Annotated in this window: 17 protein-coding genes; 12 read left to right on the plus strand and 5 right to left on the minus strand. The window is 73.2% G+C overall.

Annotated elements, in window-relative coordinates:
* Window positions 1–161 precede the first annotated feature (161 nt).
* The 9 genes from BLW63_RS07065 (at window position 162) to BLW63_RS07100 (ending at window position 8472) form a co-directional block, all read left to right on the plus strand.
* On the plus strand, window positions 162–1409 hold the full coding sequence (locus BLW63_RS07065) for an LLM class flavin-dependent oxidoreductase (RefSeq protein WP_091153212.1): 1248 nt from the start codon (window positions 162–164) through the stop codon (window positions 1407–1409).
* A 72-nt stretch (window positions 1410–1481) separates the two neighbouring features.
* Window positions 1482–2822, plus strand: coding sequence for a bifunctional 3,4-dihydroxy-2-butanone-4-phosphate synthase/GTP cyclohydrolase II (locus BLW63_RS07070; protein WP_280140496.1), 1341 nt, complete (start codon window positions 1482–1484; stop codon window positions 2820–2822).
* 22 nt (window positions 2823–2844) lie between these two features.
* Window positions 2845–3777, plus strand: a complete 933-nt coding sequence (locus BLW63_RS07075) for a fumarylacetoacetate hydrolase family protein (protein WP_091152905.1) — start codon at window positions 2845–2847, stop codon at window positions 3775–3777.
* Window positions 3778–3792: 15 nt separating this feature from the next.
* Window positions 3793–3942, plus strand: coding sequence for a thioredoxin domain-containing protein (locus BLW63_RS26720; RefSeq protein ID WP_170856681.1), 150 nt, complete (start codon window positions 3793–3795; stop codon window positions 3940–3942).
* 9 nt (window positions 3943–3951) lie between these two features.
* Window positions 3952–4272, plus strand: coding sequence for a redoxin domain-containing protein (locus BLW63_RS07080; protein ID WP_091152906.1), 321 nt, complete (start codon window positions 3952–3954; stop codon window positions 4270–4272).
* A 36-nt stretch (window positions 4273–4308) separates the two neighbouring features.
* Window positions 4309–4755 carry a GlcG/HbpS family heme-binding protein gene (locus BLW63_RS07085; protein ID WP_091152908.1) on the plus strand — a complete coding sequence of 149 codons (447 nt, stop codon included), beginning with the start codon at window positions 4309–4311 and terminating at the stop codon, window positions 4753–4755.
* The gene (locus BLW63_RS07090) at window positions 4752–5618 is read left to right on the plus strand and encodes an FAD binding domain-containing protein (protein WP_170856683.1); all 867 of its coding nucleotides are present in this window, start codon (window positions 4752–4754) and stop codon (window positions 5616–5618) included. Before BLW63_RS07085 ends, BLW63_RS07090 begins: the two co-directional genes overlap by 4 nt.
* Complete coding sequence (locus BLW63_RS07095; RefSeq protein WP_091152912.1) at window positions 5615–6133, plus strand: (2Fe-2S)-binding protein; 519 nt, start codon at window positions 5615–5617, stop codon at window positions 6131–6133. The genes BLW63_RS07090 and BLW63_RS07095 overlap by 4 nt, the downstream gene beginning before the upstream one ends.
* The gene (locus tag BLW63_RS07100; protein ID WP_170856684.1) at window positions 6130–8472 is read left to right on the plus strand and encodes a xanthine dehydrogenase family protein molybdopterin-binding subunit; all 2343 of its coding nucleotides are present in this window, start codon (window positions 6130–6132) and stop codon (window positions 8470–8472) included. Before BLW63_RS07095 ends, BLW63_RS07100 begins: the two co-directional genes overlap by 4 nt.
* Before the next feature lie 52 nt (window positions 8473–8524).
* Here the strand turns inward: BLW63_RS07100 and BLW63_RS07105 are convergent, their stop codons facing one another.
* The 5 genes from BLW63_RS07105 to BLW63_RS07125 all read right to left on the minus strand — a co-directional run bounded on the left by BLW63_RS07105 (window position 8525) and on the right by BLW63_RS07125 (window position 13460).
* Window positions 8525–9661, minus strand: a complete 1137-nt coding sequence (locus tag BLW63_RS07105; protein WP_211517042.1) for a LacI family DNA-binding transcriptional regulator — start codon at window positions 9659–9661, stop codon at window positions 8525–8527.
* A 148-nt stretch (window positions 9662–9809) separates the two neighbouring features.
* Window positions 9810–10574: an ABC transporter ATP-binding protein gene (locus BLW63_RS07110; protein WP_091152917.1), complete on the minus strand. Its 765-nt coding sequence runs from the start codon at window positions 10572–10574 to the stop codon at window positions 9810–9812.
* 107 nt (window positions 10575–10681) lie between these two features.
* On the minus strand, window positions 10682–11503 hold the full coding sequence (locus tag BLW63_RS07115) for an ABC transporter permease (RefSeq protein WP_091152919.1): 822 nt from the start codon (window positions 11501–11503) through the stop codon (window positions 10682–10684).
* The gene (locus BLW63_RS07120) at window positions 11500–12354 is read right to left on the minus strand and encodes an ABC transporter permease (protein WP_091152920.1); all 855 of its coding nucleotides are present in this window, start codon (window positions 12352–12354) and stop codon (window positions 11500–11502) included. Before BLW63_RS07120 ends, BLW63_RS07115 begins: the two co-directional genes overlap by 4 nt.
* A 29-nt stretch (window positions 12355–12383) precedes the next feature.
* Window positions 12384–13460: an ABC transporter substrate-binding protein gene (locus tag BLW63_RS07125; RefSeq protein WP_170856685.1), complete on the minus strand. Its 1077-nt coding sequence runs from the start codon at window positions 13458–13460 to the stop codon at window positions 12384–12386.
* A gap of 415 nt (window positions 13461–13875) precedes the next feature.
* On the opposite strand from BLW63_RS07125, the gene hisD reads away from it, so the two are divergent.
* From hisD to BLW63_RS07140, 3 genes are read left to right on the plus strand one after another with little or no spacing between them, the layout of a single operon-like run.
* Window positions 13876–15195, plus strand: coding sequence for a histidinol dehydrogenase (gene hisD, locus BLW63_RS07130; RefSeq protein WP_091152925.1), 1320 nt, complete (start codon window positions 13876–13878; stop codon window positions 15193–15195).
* Window positions 15196–15228: 33 nt separating this feature from the next.
* On the plus strand, window positions 15229–16230 hold the full coding sequence (locus BLW63_RS07135; protein ID WP_091152926.1) for an amidohydrolase family protein: 1002 nt from the start codon (window positions 15229–15231) through the stop codon (window positions 16228–16230).
* 41 nt (window positions 16231–16271) lie between these two features.
* Complete coding sequence (locus tag BLW63_RS07140; protein ID WP_091153219.1) at window positions 16272–17261, plus strand: Gfo/Idh/MocA family protein; 990 nt, start codon at window positions 16272–16274, stop codon at window positions 17259–17261.
* The last annotated feature ends 54 nt before the right edge of the window (window positions 17262–17315 follow it).

A 17315-nucleotide genomic window follows, 5' to 3' on the forward strand; every position in this document is an offset into this window, starting at 1 on the left:
GCGCGGGTCGAACCCCGGCCGGCTTGTGCGCGACCACAAGGAAACCGCCCGCACACTGTCGGTCCACTGCATGTCAGACCCGGCCGACCTCCGTAGCGTCCCTGCTCGGAGCGCCGGTGAGGTGCCCCACACTCGCGGGACGACAGCGGAGGCCGGTAGCCATGGTGAAGGTGATCCTGCAGCTCTACCCCCAGGTGGCCGCGACCCGCGAGGAGCGGATCCGGGAGCGCCCCCTCGGGCGTGACCCGGAGCGGTACCAGGCCCTGATCCGGGAGATGCCGACGATCGTCCGGGCGGCCGACGAGCTGGGCCTGTGGGGCATCTCCTCCATCGAGCACCACTTCCACAGCGAGGGCTACGAGGTCGGGCCCAACCCCGGCCTGCTCGACGCCTACTGGGCGGCGATCACCAAGCGGATCCGGGTCGGCCAGCTCGGGTACACCATGAGCGCGCAGAACCCGTTCCGGGTGGCCGAGGACGTCGCGGTCATCGACCACCTCGCCGGCGGCCGGTCGTTCTGCGGCTTCTCCCGCGGCTACCAGGCGCGCTGGACCAACATCCTCGGGCAGCACCTGGGCACCCGGGCGACGCTCTCGCCGTCGGGCAACCAGGAGAAGATGGCGGAGCTGGACGAGGCCACGCAGGCCGCCCGGATCTCCGACGACCAGGTCAACCGCGAGATCTTCGAGGAGAACGTCGAGCTCGTCCTGCAGTCCTGGACGCAGGACAGCGTCGAGGCCAAGGGCCGCTGGCAGGTGCCCTACCCCTACGACGAGGGCGTCGAGTGGACGATGTCGGCGACCCGCGAGCTCGGGGCGCCGGGGGAGATGGACGAGCAGAACCGGATCCGCCGGGTCAGCGTCGTCCCGAGCCCCTTGCAGAAGCCGTACCCGCCCGTCTTTGTCTCCAGCAACGCCAGCAAGGAGACCATCGAGTACTGCGGCCCCCGCGGCTTCATCCCGACCTACTTCTCCAAGATCGAGCGGGCCGCCGAGTTCGGCGCGGCCTACGTCGACGCCGCCGCGGGCGCCGGGCGCAGCTACGCGCTCGGCCAGAACCAGGCCCTCGTGCGGTGGGGGCAGATCGCCGAGACCGAGGACGAGGCCCGCCGCATGGTGGCGGAGTACGACGTCGACATCTTCCGGGACCTCTACGCCGGCACCACGCCGATGCGGTTCGACCCGGACGACCCGGTCGGCTCGGTCGTCCGGTCCGGGCTGTGGGTCGTGGGCACCCCGGAGCAGGTCCGCGACCAGTACGTCGAGCTGTGGCGCCAGCTGCCCGCCGAGTACGTGGTGCTCATCTACCACTGGGCGCAGCAGCCGGCCGAGAGCGTCGTCCGGCAGCTGGAGCTCTTCATGGAGCACGTGAAGCCGGCGCTCGACGAGATGACCCCCTACGAGGGCTGACGTGCACGCGCGCCCGGGAGTTGGCCGCGGTCCGCGGTCCGTCGCCGGCCCGACGGGTGGAGGTGGGCTGCCGTGACCGGTCCCGAGGGCTCCGGAGGCGACGGCGTCCTGCGGTTCGACCCGGTCGACCTGGCGATCCAGGAGATCGCGGACGGCGGCATGGTGGTCGTCGTCGACGACGAGGACCGCGAGGACGAGGGCGACCTGATCATGGCCGCCGCGCACGTCCGCACGCCGGACACGGCCTTCCTGGTCCGCTACGGCTCCGGGGTGGTCTGCGTGGCGCTTCCCGGCGAGCGCTGCGACGCCCTCGACCTGCCGCTCATGGTCGGCGAGGGCAACACCGAGCAGCAGGGCACGGCGTTCACGGTGACCGTCGACCTGGCGGCCGGCACCACCACGGGCATCTCCGCCGCCGACCGGTCGGCAACCATCCGGGCCCTGGCCGACCCGGCCGTCGGCGGCGGCGCCTTCAACCGGCCCGGTCACGTGTTCCCGCTGCGGGCGCGCGACGGCGGGGTCCTCGAGCGGCCCGGGCACACCGAGGCCGCCGTCGACCTGGCCCGGCTGGCGGGGCTCCCACCGGCCGGGGTGATCTGCGAGGTCGTCAACGACGACGGCTCGATGGCCCGCCGTCCCGACCTGGTCCGCTTCGCCGCCGAGCACGGGCTGCCGATCATCACGATCGCCGACCTCGTCGCGTACCGGAGGCGGACCGACGTCCTGGTGGAGCGGACCGGCGACGCGCGGGTGCCGACGCCGTGGGGCGAGTTCCGCTGCACCAGCTACCGGTCGGTCCGGGACGGGACCGAGCACGTGGCCTTCACGCTGGGGGACGTCGCCGCCGACGAGGAGCTCCTCGTTCGGGTGCACAGCGAGTGCCTCACCGGTGACGTCTTCCGCTCGCTGCGCTGCGACTGCGGGCCGCAGCTGGAGGCGGCCATGGCCCGGGTGGCCGCCGCCGGCCGCGGCGCGGTGGTCTACCTGCGCGGGCACGAGGGCCGCGGCATCGGGCTGGGCCACAAGCTGCGGGCCTACGAGCTGCAGGACGCCGGCCGGGACACCGTCGAGGCCAACCTCGACCTCGGCGTCCCCGTCGACGGCCGGGAGTACGGCACCGGCGCGCAGATCCTCGCCGACCTCGGCGCGCGCCGGGTGCGGCTGCTCACCAACAACCCGGCGAAGTACGGCGGCCTGACCGGACACGGGCTGGAGATCGTGGGGCGGGAGCCGCTCGAGACGGTGCCCAACCCGGAGAACCTCGTCTACCTGCGGACCAAGAAGCGGCGGCTGGGTCACCTGCTCGACCACGTCGACGACGCGCCCGCAACCGACGGCCCGCCGCACCTGCACCCCGCCGACCCGCGGCCGGCCGCCGAGCTGCTCGCCGGCTCCCGGACCGCGCTGCGCTGACCCCCCGACGGAGAGGACCCCGATGCGCTGGACCACCTACGTCTCGCCCTCGGACGGCCGGGAGCATCCGGCCGTCCTCGTCGACGGCCGGTTGCATGGGCTGCGCACCGCCTCTCGGCTGCTCGACCTGCTCGGTGACGACGGGGAGGCGCTGGCCCGCGCGGCCGAGCAGGCCCGGGCCGACCCGCTCGACGTCGTCCCCGAGGCCGAGGCCCAGCTGCTCGCGCCGATCCCCGTGCCGCCGTCGGTCCGCGACTTCTACGCGTTCGAGACGCACGTGCGGACCTACCGCGAGGCCAACGGCCAGCAGATGGACCCGGACTGGTACGAGTTGCCGGTCTTCTACTTCCAGAACCCGGCGGCCGTCCGGTCCGCGCGGGCCGACGTCCCCGTGCCGCCGGGCTGCGTCGCCTACGACTTCGAGCTGGAGTTCGCCGCGGTCGTCGGGCGGACCGGGGCCAACCTGGCGCCCGACGAGGCCGAGCGGCACATCGCGGGCTACCTGCTCTTCTGCGACTGGAGCGCGCGGGACCTCCAGGCGCGCGAGGTGCGGCACAGCCTGGGCCCGGTCAAGGGCAAGGACACCGCGACCAGCCTCGGCCCGTGGCTGGTCACCCCCGACGAGCTCGAGCCCCGGCGGAGCGGCCGGGCCTTCGACCTCGAGATGCGGGCCTCGGTGAACGGGCAGCCCTACAGCAAGGGCAATGCCGGTGACCTGTACTGGAGCTTCGGCCAGATGATCTCCTACGCCTCCCGCGGCACCGAGGCGCGGACCGGCGACGTCATCGCGAGCGGGACGGTGGGGACCGGGTGCATCCTCGAGCTGTCCACCGTGCACGGCTCGGAGCAGTACCCGTGGCTGCGACCGGGTGACGAGGTGCGGCTGGAGGCGGAGCTGCTGGGCGCCATCACCGCCCGGATCACCGAGCCGCCGCCCCTGCATCCGCTCCGCTGAGGTGAGGAGGCCCCGGTGTCCGCAGCATCCGCCGTCGGCGTGGGGGACCGCGCCCCCGACTTCCGGCTCCGCCACACCTTCGAGCACGACGTCGGCCTGGCCGAGACGCTGGAGCGGGGGCCGGTCGTCCTCGTTTTCTACGTCTTCGACTTCGGGAGCCGCTAGACGTCCGAGCTGTCCCAGTTGGGACACCGAGCCACGGAGATCCGGGCACTGGGCGCCGAGGTCCTGGCGGTGGCCGTCACCGCCACCTTCTCCCAGCAGGCCTTCGCCGCCTCCCTCGGCGTGGATTTCCCGCTGCTGTCGGACTGGGACCGCACCGTCTGCGCCGACTACGGGGTGCGCTACGACGTCTGGAAGGGCCACGCCGGCCTGGCCCAGCGGTCGGTCTTCGTCGTCGACCGCGGCGGCACGGTCCGGTACCGGTGGGTCACCGAGGACGCGCTCGTGCTCCCCGACCTCGACGCCGTCGTCGCGGCGCTGCGGGAGCTGTGACCCGGCCGGCAGGCCCCGGACCCGGGAGGAGCACGGGTGATCACGCTGGAGCAGGCCGAGGAGGTCGCCGCGGCGACGCTGGCGCACGGCCGGTCGGTCGGTGCCGCGCCGCTGACCGTGGCCGTGCTCGACGCCGGGGGACACCTGGTCGTCCTCAAACGGGAGGACGGCTCGGGCATCCTGCGCCCCCAGATCGCCCGCGCGAAGGCGTGGAGTGCCCTGGGCATGGGGTTCAGTTCGCGCGAGCTCGGCCGCCGCGTCGAGGCCCAGCCGGTGTTCTTCGCCGCGCTGGCGTCGGTCGCCGACGGCCGGTTCGCCCCCGCCGCGGGCGGCCTGCTCGTGCGGGACGCCGACGGACGGCTCCTCGGCGGCGTGGGCGTCAGCGGCGACGTCTCGGACGTCGACGAGGTCTGCGCCCTGGCCGGGGTGGCGGCGACGGGCCTGCGGTCGGACCCCCTGCCGTCGGACGGCGGGACCCCGTGAAGACCGCACCGTTCGACTACGTGCGCGCGGACAGCGTCGCCGACGCCCTGGCGGCGCTCGGGTCGGCCGACGACGCCCGCGTCCTGGCCGGCGGGCAGAGCCTGCTGCCGGTCATGGCCCTGCGCCTGGCCACCCCCGAGCTGCTGGTCGACATCTCCCGGTGCCCGGAGCTGCGCACGTACCGCCGCGAGGACGGCGTCCTCACAGTGGGCGCCGCGGTCCCCGTCCGGACCCTGGAGCTCGACCCGGCGGTCGGCGGCGCCCACCCGCTGCTGGTCCGGACGCTGCGCCTCGTCGCGCACCCGGAGATCCGGGCCCGGGGCACGCTGTGCGGCTCGCTGGCGCACGCCGACCCGGCCGCGGAGCTCCCGGCGCTGCTCCTCGCCACGGACGGCGAGGTCGAGGTCGCCGGGCCGGATGGCCCGCGCCGGGTGGCGGCCGCGGATCTCTTCACCGGTCCGTTCGGCACCGCCCTCGGCGAGGGCGAGCTGGTGGTGTCCGCCCGGCTGCCCCTGCCGGCCCCGGCCGCGCGCTGGGCCGTGGACGAGGTCTCCCGCCGCCCTGGGGACTTCGCCCTCGCCGGCGTCGTCTGCGGGCTCGAGCTCGACGGGGCGGGGCGGTGCTCGTCGGCCCGGGTGGTGCTGTTCGGGGTGGCGGGGACACCGGTGCGGGCGGCCGGTGCGGAGCAGCTGCTCCTGGGTGAGCGGGTCACCGGAGCGGTCCTGGACGCCGCGGCGGCGGCCGCCTTCGACGGCGTCGAGGTGGTCGGCGACGAGGTGCACGCGTCGGCGGACTACCGGCGCCGGGCCGGGCGGGCGCTGGTGCGGCGGGCGCTGGCCGCCGTGGCGGAGGACCGGTCGTGACGCGGGACCCCGTCCGCGTGACGCTCCGGGTCAACGGCCGGCCCGAGACCGGCTGGGCCGAGCCGCGGACCACGCTGGCCGACTTCCTCCGCCAGGAGCTCGGGCTGACCGGGACCCACGTCGGCTGCGAGCAGGGCGTGTGCGGGGCGTGCACGGTCGTCCTCGACGGCGCCGCGGTCCGCAGCTGCCTGGTCTTCGCCGTGCAGGCCGACGGGTGCGCGGTGGAGACGGTGGAGGGCCTCGCCGGGGAGGGGGCACCGGGGCGGGAGGCGGTGCACCCGCTGCAGACGGCGTTCCGCGAGGCCTCGGCCGTGCAGTGCGGGTTCTGCACCCCCGGGTTCCTGATGACGGCGCTGGTCGCCCTGCGGGAGCGCGACGACTGGGACCGCGCGGCGCTGCGGGAGCGACTCGGGGGCAACCTGTGCCGCTGCACCGGCTACCAGACCGTCGTCGACGCCGTCCTCGCGGCCGCGCCGGAGGTCCGGGCGCTGGAGGGGGAGGGGGGACGCCGGTGACCGCGGCCCGGTACGTGGGACAGCGGGTCCGCCGCAGCGAGGACCCCGCGCTGCTGGCCGGACGGGGCCGATTCGTGGACGACGTCACCGAGCCCCGGCAGGCCGAGGTGGCGTTCGTCCGGTCGCCGATCGCCTCCGGACGGATCCTGCGCATCGACACGTCGGCCGCCGCGGCGCTGCCCGGGGTGCTGGCGGCGTTCACGGCCGCCGACCTGGCTCCGTACTGCCCCGGCTGGCGCGGTCTGCTGAACTGGCCGGGCATGGTCGCCGGTGAGCAGACCGCGCTGGCCACCGGCGTCGTCCGGCACGTGGGGGAGCCGGTGGTGCTGGTGGTGGCCGGCAGCCGCGCCGAGGCCGAGGACGCCGCCGAGCTGGTCGTCGTGGATTACGAGGAGCTGCCGGCGGTGCTCGACCCGGTCGCCGCGCTCGACCCGGACAGCCCGCTGGTGCACGAGGACCTGGGCACCAACCTCTGCTTCACCTCGCCCTTCGGCAGCGGGGACGTCGACGACGCCTTCGCCCGCGCCGACACGGTCGTCGAGGTGGCGGTACAGACCGGCCGGCACACCGCCGTGGCCCTCGAGATGCGCGGCGTGCTGGCGTCCTACGACCGGGACGAGCACACCCTGACGGTGCGGGTGTCGACGCAGGCACCGCAGATGCTGCAGACCCTCTACGCCCGGCTGCTGGGCCTGCCGGAGAACGCCGTCCGGGTGGTGACCGAGCACGTCGGCGGCGCCTTCGGGATGAAGGCGTTCGTCTACCCCGACGAGGTGGCGGTGGTGACCGCATCGCTGCTGGTCGGCCGCCCGCTGAAGTGGACCCAGGACCGCTACGAGTCGCTGCAGTCGGACACCCAGGCCCGCGACGAGCGAGTCACCGCCGCGCTGGCCGTCGACGCCGGCGGGCGGGTCCTCGGGTTGCGCTCGGAGGTGGTCTCCGACGCCGGCGCCTACTCGATGTACCCGCGCGGCTGCGTCACCGAGGGGGTGCAGGTCGCGACGATCATGCCGGGGCCCTACCGGGTGCCCGCCTACGCCTCCTCGCTGCGCGTGGTCTTCACCAACAAGACCCCGCTCGCGGTGTACCGGGCCGTCGGCCACCCACCCGCCATCCTGGTGATGGAGCTGCTGATGGACGAGGCGGCCCGGGCACTCGGGCTGACGGCCGACGAGATCCGGCGGCGCAACCTGCTGGCACCGGCGGACCTGCCGTACACCTCACCCACCGGCAACGTGTACGACTCCGGCTCGCACCTGGAGTCGCTGGAGCGGGCCCTCGCCCTGCTGGGGGACGACGTCGGCGACCGGCGGCGCGACGCCGAGCGCCGCGGCCGCTTGCTCGGGGTGGGGTTCTCCTCGTTCGTGGAGCTGTCGGCCCCGGGGGCGATGTTCTACGGCGCCAAGGGCGCGCCGATCACCGCGCACGACCAGGTCGAGGTGACCGTCCAGCCCGACGGCTCGGTCACCGTCCTGCTGGGGACGCCGGGTCAGGGGCAGGGGCTGCACACCACGGCCGCGCAGGTGGTTGCCGACGCGCTGGGGGTCCGGCTGGACGACGTCCGGGTGGTCTCGGGCGACACCCGGGTGGTGCCGCACGGCAGCGGCGTGTGGGCCAGCCGGTCGGCGGTGGTGTCGGTCGGGGCGGCGCACGCGGCGGCGACCGAGGTGCGCCGGCGGCTGCTCGTGCTCGCCGCGCACCTGTTCGAGGCCGACCCCGACGACGTGGAACTCGTCGACGGGGTCGTCGGCGTCCGCGGCGTGCCCGCCAGCCGCACCGGCGTCGCGGAGGTCGCCGCGGTCGCCTACTGGGGCACCCACCGGCTGCCGGCCGACGTCGAGGTCGGTCTCGGGGCGGTCGGCTCGTACTCCGGCCCGCCGTACACGTTCAACAACGGCACGCACGTGGCCGTCGTGGAGGTGGAGCGGGCGACGGGTCTGGTCCGCGTCGTCGACTACGCCGTCGTCGAGGACTGCGGCGTGCTGGTCAACCCCGACATCGTCGACGGCCAGATCCGCGGCGGCGTGGCCCAGGGTTTGGGCGGCGCGCTCCTGGAGCACGTCGTCCTCGACCCGATCGGCCAGCCGCAGACCTCCACGCTGCTGGACTACCTCCTCCCGACGGCGGTCGACGTGCCCGACATCCGCATCGAGCACATCGAGACCCCCGCGCCGACGACGACCCTGGGCACGAAGGGCGTGGGGGAGGCGGGCACGGCGGGGGCCCCCGCGGCGATCCACTGCGCGGTCAACGACGCCCTCGCCCGGGAGGGCGCGCGGGTCTGGCGCCAGCCGATCCGCCCGGAGGACGTGCTGGCGGCACTGACCGCAGAACGCTGAGGCCGCCGTGCGGCGCCGCGGTCGCGGCCGGGCGGTTCAGCGGCCGGGCGGCTCAGCCGCGGGCCGGCGGCCGTTCCACGGTCCCGCGCCGGACGAGGCTGGTCGCGAAGACCTGCTCGCGGCCGGCGCCGATGTCGCCGGGGTGCTCGATGCGCTCGGCCAGCATCCGCGCCGCCGCGCGGGCCATGTCGCCGATCGGCTGCCGCAGCGTGCTCAGCTGGAAGACCTCCCACGCGGCCATGGGGATGTCGTCGAAGCCGAGGATCGAGACGTCCTGGGGCACCCGGACGCCGAGCGAGAGCGCCGCGTCGAGGGCGCCGAAGGCCACCACGTCGTTGCCGCAGACGATCGCCGTCGGCGGGTCGGGCAGCCGCAGCAGGTCACGGGTGTGCTGGTAGCCGCTCTGGTGGGAGAACGTGCCCTCGCGCACGAGGGCCGGGTCGAGCCCCAGCCCCGCGCCGGCGAGCGCCTCGGCCAGTCCGGCGCGGCGGTCCCGGCTGGTCGAGGTGTTCGCCGGTCCGAAGATCGCCGCGATCCGGCGGTGGCCCAGCTCGATGAGGTGCCGGCCGCCGATGACCGCGCCGCCGTGGTTGTCGCTGACCACCCGGTCGACGTCGAGGCCGTCGATGTACCGGTTGAGCAGCACCATCGGCAGCCCCCGCCGCTGCAGCTCCACGGCGAACCGGGACCCGAGGGTAGCGGTGGTGACGAGGACCCCGTCGATCGAGCGGTCCAGCAGCCGCTGCAGCGTCTCCTGCCCGGTGGGGATGTCGGTCCGCTCGGTGAGCAGGACGACGCGGTAGCCCATCAGCTGGAGCTCGTCGTAGACCGGGGTGAGCAGCGCCGGGAAGAACGGGTTGGTCAGGTCGGAGACGATCACCGCGACGGTGCGGGTCGACCGGGAGACCAGGCCGGCGGCGAGCGAGTTCGGCACGTACCCCAGCCGCCGGGCCGCCTGGTCCACCCGGTGGCGGGTCTCCTCCCGGACCCGCGGGTCCCCGCGCAGCGCCCGGGAGACGGTCGACTGCGAGACCCCCGCCGCCCGGGCGACGGTCCAGCTCGTCGGGGGCTGGTCGGGGGCTCCGCGGCCACGGGCGCCGGTCCGGGCCTGCGTGGGAGGCGCCAGTGGCACCGGCTCGACCGCAGCGGGGTCCTCCTGTGGCTCCAGCGCCGATTGCTCCGCGGTCACCGGGCCGCTCCGCGGCGCGTGCCCCGGGCGGAGCTGGTCATGGTCTTCCCCCTCCTGTGCGGCACGGTGGCCTACCGGGCGCGGGAGCCGGCCGGACCCGCCGGAGCGGGAGGAGCCGGCTCCCCGCCGGGACCGGATGGACGCCGCCTCAGACGCTCGCGGCGACCTGCGGGGTCATCGCCTTCATCTTCTCCAGCCGCGCGAGGACCTCGGCCTGGAGGGTGGCCACGGCGGGGTCGGACTGCCGGCGCGGGCGCGGCAGGTCGATGGTGATGTCCTCGTAGATCCGCCCGCCGGGCTGCAGCACGATGATGCGGTCGGAGAGCTCCACCGCCTCGACCACGTCGTGGGTCACGAACACCACGGTCTTCTTGGACTGGGCCCAGATGTCCTGCAGCTGGGCGCGCAGGCCGCGCGCGGTGATCGCGTCGAGGTGGCTGAACGGCTCGTCCATGATCAGCAGGTCGGGTTCCACCGCGAACGCCCGCGCGATGCCGACGCGCTGCTGCATGCCGCCCGAGAGCTGTCCCGGCCAGAAGTCGCCGTGCTTGCCCAGACCCACCATGTCGAGGTACCTGTCGACCCGCCCGCGGGTGACCTCGTCGTCCTTGTCCTGCACGTACATCATGTTCTTCCGCACCGTGCGCCAGGGGAGCAGCCGCGGGTCCTGGAACACGTACCCGAGCCGGGCCGGTCTGCCGTCGTCGCTCGTGACGGAGATCGCGCCGGACGTGTGCGTCTCGACCCCGGAGATGATGTTGAGCAGCGTGCTCTTGCCGCAGCCGGACGGGCCGACGATCGACACGAAGGTCTGGCCGCGGACGTCGAAGGAGATGTGGTCGAGGACGCGGTTGCTGCGCGCGGTGCCGGCGCCGAAGGTCTTGCACAGGTCGTTCACCGTCAGGACGGCCATGTCACTGCCTCTCGAGGTGCGGAGCCCGGGACGCCGGGCGGAGGTGGGATGGTCTGGACAGGGGGCGCCACGCCGCGCGGCGCCGCCCTGTCCCAGGTGTCGTCGGACTAGCTGTGCGCGGCGTCCCGCCACCGGAAGGCCCGCCTCGCCATCCGCTCGAAGACGAGTTGGTCGAGGACGACGATCACGACCACGAACAGGATGACCCACGCCGCGAACCCGGCGAACTGGTTCGCGTCGTACCAGTAGCGGGCGCGGAAGCCGGCACCGCCAGAGCCACCGAACCACTCGGCGAGCAGTACGCCGTTCCAGCCGATGATCACAGCGAACCGGACGCCCGCGAGGACGTAGCCGCTGACGGCCGGCAGGACCAGGTCCCGTACGCGGCGGCCCAGCGGGACCCCGTAGGACGAGGACATGTCCCGCAGGTCGCGGGAGACCCCCTGGACCCCCTGCGCCACGTTGACGATCACGAAGGGCACCGCGGTCAGGAACGTCGTGACGATCGGTGAGGCGTCACCGAAGCCGAACCACATCACCGTCAGGAAGGCCCAGATGATCGCCGGGATGGACAGGCCGACGAGGACGGGGCTCTCGAAGAACGCGCGGGCCAGGCCGGACAGACCCATCACGATGCCGACGACGACGCCGACGATTACCGAAAGGGCCACACCGATGGTGAACCGGTAGAAGGTGTCAGCGAAGTTGCTGAACACCTCACCCCGGCTGAACTCCGTGACCAGCGAGTCGACCACCGACAGTGGGCCCGGCACCCGCTCGAAGGCCGCGGCGAGGGCGACCCAGAGGAGGAACGCCGTCACGTAGAAGGTGACCCGAGCGGCGACCTCGGAGCCGAGGACGCGACGCCACGACGGGATCGCGCTCGCCTGTTCCTCCGTCGACCGGCGGGTGGGGATGGTTGCGGTCACTTGCCGACCCTCTCTTCCGGCCGCCAGGCGAGGACCCGGTTCTCCAGCTTGCGGAGGACCAGTCGCTCGACGATCAGCATGAAGATGATGAACAGGCACATCCACGCCAGGACGCCGTCGATGTTGAACAGCTGGTACTCCGAGCGGATCTGGAAGCCGACGCCGTTCTTGCCACCGAAGACCTCGGTGAGCGCTTCCACCTTCCAAGCGACCGCGAAGGACATGCGGATCGCGGCGAAGACGTAGGGCACCAGGGTCGGGACGAATACCTCGCGGCGGATCTGCCGCGAGGAGCGTCCGAACGCCTGGCTCATCCTGACCAGCGACTGGTCCACACCTCGGACGCCCTCCGCGACGTTGATCGCCACGAACGGCACGGACACCAGGGCGACCGAGAGGATCGGGCCCAGGTCGGAGATACCGAAGATGATCAGCGAGAGAACGGCGTAGGTGAGTGCGGGGATCGTCCCGGCGACCGTGACGCCGTCGTGGAAGAACGCCTTCCAGTAGTCGTACCGCCCCATGAGGTAGCCGATGGGTGCACCGACGGCCGTGGCCACGACGAAGCCGAGGAACGTCTTGCCCACGCTGGCGAAGAAGTTCTCGGCGAAGGCGCCGCTCACGACGATGTCCCACATCACCTCCCCGACCTCGAGGGGGGCGGGCAGCACTCCAAACGGGAGGTAGTAGGCGGCCAGTTGCCAGATGAGGAACATGGCCGCCCAGCCCGCCGTCAGCAGGGCGAGGCGCTTGCGCCGCGTGCGCGCCGACGCCTTGCGGGCCAGCGCCTCGCCCTCCTGCCAGGTGACCGCAGGCGCCGCGGGGGACGCCTCAACCACGGGATTCGACATCGTTCTGCTGTCCTCGTGTCGCGTACGGCTCAGCTGGTCGGCTCGACGACGGTGAAGACCGGGTCCGCGGCGTCCTCCTCCATGAAGCCGGTCTCGCGCATGAGCTCGAAGACCTCCTGCTCCTCGGAGACCCACTGGTCGGTGAGGTAGACGCTGTCGACGTACCAGTCGTAACGGTTGTCCAGCCAGTCGATGAGGAAGGCCTGCTCCTCAGGCGAGGTCACGCCGAAGTCCTCCGGGTAGGTCGCGATGATCTCGTCACGGTGCTGCTGGTACTCCTGCAGGCCGCGCTCCCACAGGGCCAGCAGGAAGGCAGCCTCCTCGGGGTTCTTCTCCACCCAGGCCTCGCGGGCGACGAAGACGTTGGTCTCGGGGTGGGTCACCTCCGAGGGGTTGCTGCCGTAGCTCTCCGCCCAGATCTGGGCCGCCGACTTGCCGTCGTAGAGCGCCTGCACCGTCCCCGCGACGAGCTGCGGCAGGGCGAAGTCCGGCAGGCAGAGGCAGGCGTCCGCGTCGCCGCGGGCCACCAGGTCACCCAGGTTCTGGATGTCGGTGACCACGAGCTCGTAGTCACCGCCGCCGGCCCGCAGGTCGAGGTCGCACTGCTCCTTGGCGTACATGCCCCACATCAGCGTGATGCTCACCGCGGTGAAGGTGGCGATCCGCTTGCCCTCGAGGCTGCAGATGTCGGTGTAGGGAGATCCCGGGGCGACCCCCAGGACGCTGCGGTCGGCGTTGTACTTGCCGAACACGGAGACGGGCTCCCCGACGGCGTCGGCGAGGTCCGGGGTCTCGTAGGTCGCGGCCGACACCACGTCGGCGTGACCGCCGGCGAACACGCCGAACTCGTCCCAGGACGAGGAGGTGAGGACCTGGATGCCGGCCTCCTCCTCCATCTCCTGCTTGATGCCCTGGTCCTCCAGCCACTTCCAGACGGCGTCGGGCGCCATGACCATGTTGACGACGCCGTTGGCGTCCTGGGCCTCGCCGGCGGCCTGACCCGACCCGCCGCCGGAGGCGCAGGCCGTGGCGGTGACCGCCAGTGCCGCCACGCCGGCCACCAGCCGGGCCCTGCCGGCCCAGGTACCGCCTGCTGTGTGCCCCATGGGTTCCTGCCTTCTCTCGGGGACGCCCCTGTGCGTCCGCATGGGTGACGCCTTCTGGTGCCTGCCGGCTGGGCTGCGCCGGCCGGTCGAACTCAGCGGCCGGCCACGACGACCGGGCCGGGGGATCGGGCCGGAGTTGTGACCGAGACCACGTATACGGGCCGGAACTGTGCACTCCCGGTGTGCATACGTCAAGCAGTCCTGCCGTCATCCCCTCGGGTGACGCCCGTCCGGGCCTCGGCCCGGTGTCGCTTCCCGGGGCGGAGCGCGTCTGCTTCCTAGCTGCCTGAGCTGGCGCTTCTCCACGTCTGCGATGAGCCGACCGCGTCTCAGAAGCGCTACCGCCGGGCTGTGTCTTGACATGACTAGGTATGCACAACACGATGCAGACCCCGACGTGACCTGGAGCACACCGATGATCAGGCAGTTGAAGAAGGCGGCGGCCCCCGGCGCCCCGCGGCAGGGATCCCCCGAGGTGGCCGAGGTGGTGGCCGGCGTCATCGCCGACGTGCGCGCCCGGGGCGACGAGGCGGTGCGGGAGTACTCGGAGCGGTTCGACCGGTGGTCCCCGGAGAGCTTCCGCCTGGGCCCGGAGGAGGTCGAGCGCATCGTCGCCGCGGTCCCCGCCCAGGTGGTCGAAGACATCCGGACGGTGCAGGCCAACGTCCGCTCGTTCGCCGAGCGCCAGCTCGAGTCGATGGCCGCGTTCGAGGTGGAGACCCAGCCGGGGGTGTTCCTCGGGCAGAAGCACCTGCCGATCGCGGCGACGGGCGCCTACGTGCCGGGTGGCCGGTACCCGCTGACGGCGTCGGCGCACATGACCGTGGTGACCGCGAAGGTGGCCGGGGTGCAGCGGGTGACGGCGTGCACCCCGCCCATCCGCGGCCAGGTCCCCGCCGCCACGGTCGCCGCCATGCACCTGGCCGGGGCCGACGATGTCCTCCTGCTGGGCGGGGTGCAGGCCGTGGCCGCGATGGCCGTCGGCACCGAGACCATCGGCAAGGTGGACCTGCTGGCCGGCCCCGGGAACGCCTACGTCGCCGAGGCCAAGCGGCAGCTGTTCGGCGAGGTCGGCATCGACCTGTTCGCCGGCCCCACGGAGATCCTCGTGGTCGCCGACGACAGCGCCGACCCGTTCGTCGTCGCCGTCGACCTGCTCAGCCAGGCCGAGCACGGCCCGGACTCACCGGCGGTGCTGATCACCACGTCCGAGGACGTCGCGCACGCCGCCATGGCGCACGTCGAGCGGCTGCTCCCCGGGATGCCGACCAACGACATGGCCGGGCCCGCCTGGCGCGACCACGGCCAGGTGCTCGTCGTCGACGACCTGGACGAGGCCTACCGGCTGGCCGACGAGTTCGCCAGCGAGCACGTGCAGATCCTCACCGAGGAGCCCCGCCGGGCGCTGGAGCAGATGCGCAACTACGGCGCGCTCTTCCTGGGTGAGGGCACCTGCGTGTCCTACGGCGACAAGGTGATCGGCACCAACCACGTCCTCCCCACGCGGGGGGCCGCCCGGTACACCGGCGGGCTGTGGGTCGGGAAGTACCTCCGGACGGTGACGTACCAGGAGGTCACCGACCGGGCGGCCAGCGCCGCCCTCGGCGAGCTGTGCGGTCGCGCGTCGCGGGTGGAGCTGTTCGAGGGGCACGCCCGCTCCGGCGACGTCCGGGCCGCCAAGTACGCCGGGGCCGACCTGCCGTGGGCGCCCGAGGTGTACGCCCCCACCGTCTGACCGACCGCTCGACCACACCCCCGAGAGGACCCCATGCCCGGCCGCACCGTCGACATCCACGCCCACGTCTTCACCCCCGCCTGCCTGGAGCTCGTGCAGGGGCTCATGGAGCCGCAGTACGAGCCGTTCAGCTACTGGGCGGGCCGGGAGACCAACGAGTACCAGCCCGGGCACACCGCCGAGATCATGCCCAAGCTCACCGACGTCGAGGTGCGCCTGGCCGACATGGACGCCATGGGCATCGACGTGCAGGCGATCTCGGTGGCCCCGCCGCAGTACTACTACTGGACCGACGTCGAGCTCGGCCGGACGCTCGCGCGGATGCAGAACGAGAACCTGGCCTCGATCGTGCACGACCACCCGGACCGCTTCGTCGGCCTCGCCACCGTGCCGCTGCAGGACGTCTCGTCGGCGGTCCGGGAGCTGGAGCACTGCGTCCGCGAGCTGGACTTCCGCGGCGTCGAGATCAACACCAACGTCTTCGGGCTCGACCTCGACGACCCGCGGTTCCGGCCGTTCTTCGCCAAGGCCGAGGAGCTCGACGTCGTCGTCATGCTGCACCCGAACGGCTTCACGCACGGCGAGCGGCTGCAGAAGTACTACATGACCAACGTGATCGGAAACCCGCTGGACACCACGGTCGCGATCAACCGCATCATCCACGGCGGCGTCCTCGAGGAGCACCCGGCGCTCAAGCTGTGCCTGGTCCACGGCGGCGGGTTCCTGCCCTTCTACTCCTCCCGCATCGACCACTCCTACGAGCTGCGCCCCGAGGGCCGCCACCACATCACCCGGCCGCCGAGCACGTACCTCAAGCAGGTCTTCGTCGACTGCCTGGTGTTCGACTCGGTCCACCTCGAGTTCCTGGTGCAGCAGATGGGGCCCGACCACGTCGTCATCGGCACCGACTACCCGTTCGACATGGGTCACTACGACCCGCTGGGCCAGATCGACGGCGTCCGCGGCCTGAGCGAGGACGACAAGGACCTGATCCGCAGCGCGACCGCCGCCAAGCTGCTCAAGCTGGAGGGCTGAGTGTCCGCCGGGACGGCCCGCGCCGGGCGGGGGTGGACGCCGTGGATGTAGCCGTGGTCGGGCTGGGCTGGTGGGGGCAGAAGGTCCTCGACGAGCTGACCGACAGCGCGCGGGTGCGGCCGGTGCTCGCCGTGGACCCCGAGCCGGCCGGGCGGGCGCGCGCCGAGGCCCGGGGGCTGCCGACGACGGCCGACCTGCAGGAGGCGCTGGCCGACCCCGCGGTCGAGGCCGTCGTCCTCTGCTCCCCGCACCGGTTCCACTCCGCGCAGATCGTCGCGGCCGCCGAGGCCGGCAAGCACGTCTTCTGCGAGAAGCCCTTCAGCACCACCGTCGCCGACGCCGACGTGGCCCTCGCGGCCGTGGCGGCGGCCGGCGTCCAGCTGGGCGTCGGGCACGAACGGCGCTTCGAGCCGCCGGTGGTGGAGCTGCAGGACCGGTGCCGCTCGGGCGACCTGGGCACGCCCCTGGTGTTCGAGGGGAACTTCAGCCAGGACAAGTTCCTGGCGCTGCCCCCGGACAACTGGCGGCTGTCGAGCGTGGAGGCCCCCGTCGGCCCGCTGTCGGCGACCGGCATCCACCTCGTGGACCTCGCCGTGAGCGTGCTCGGAGAGCCGGTCGAGGTGTGGGCCCGGCTGGCCACCCGCGCCACGTCGTTCGGCAACGGCGACACCCTGTCGGTGACCCTCGGCTTCGCCGGCGGCGGGACGGCGAGCATCACCGCCATCCTCACCACGCCGTTCATCGGCCGGATGTGCGTGCTCGGGTCCGAGGGCTGGATGGAGATCCGGGACCGCGCGCACCCCGAGGCGCCGGCCGGCTGGGACGTCACGACCCGCCACCGGGACGGCCAGCCCAGCACGCGGTTCGTCCCGCCCGCCCCCGCCGTCCGGGACAACCTCGAGCGCTTCGCCGACGCCGTGGAGGGCCGGGCCGAGTACCCCGTCACCCCGGCCGACGTGCGCGCCACCGTGAGAGCGTTCGAGGCGATCACGCGGTCCGCGCTCAGCGGGAGGGTGGAACGCGTGACCTGAACAAAGGACCCCCTCGCCCCCCCGTGAAGGACCCCCTGCCCCCCGCCACTCGCA

It is taken from the genome of Geodermatophilus africanus (genome assembly GCF_900107105.1).
Classification (GTDB): domain Bacteria; phylum Actinomycetota; class Actinomycetes; order Mycobacteriales; family Geodermatophilaceae; genus Geodermatophilus; species Geodermatophilus africanus.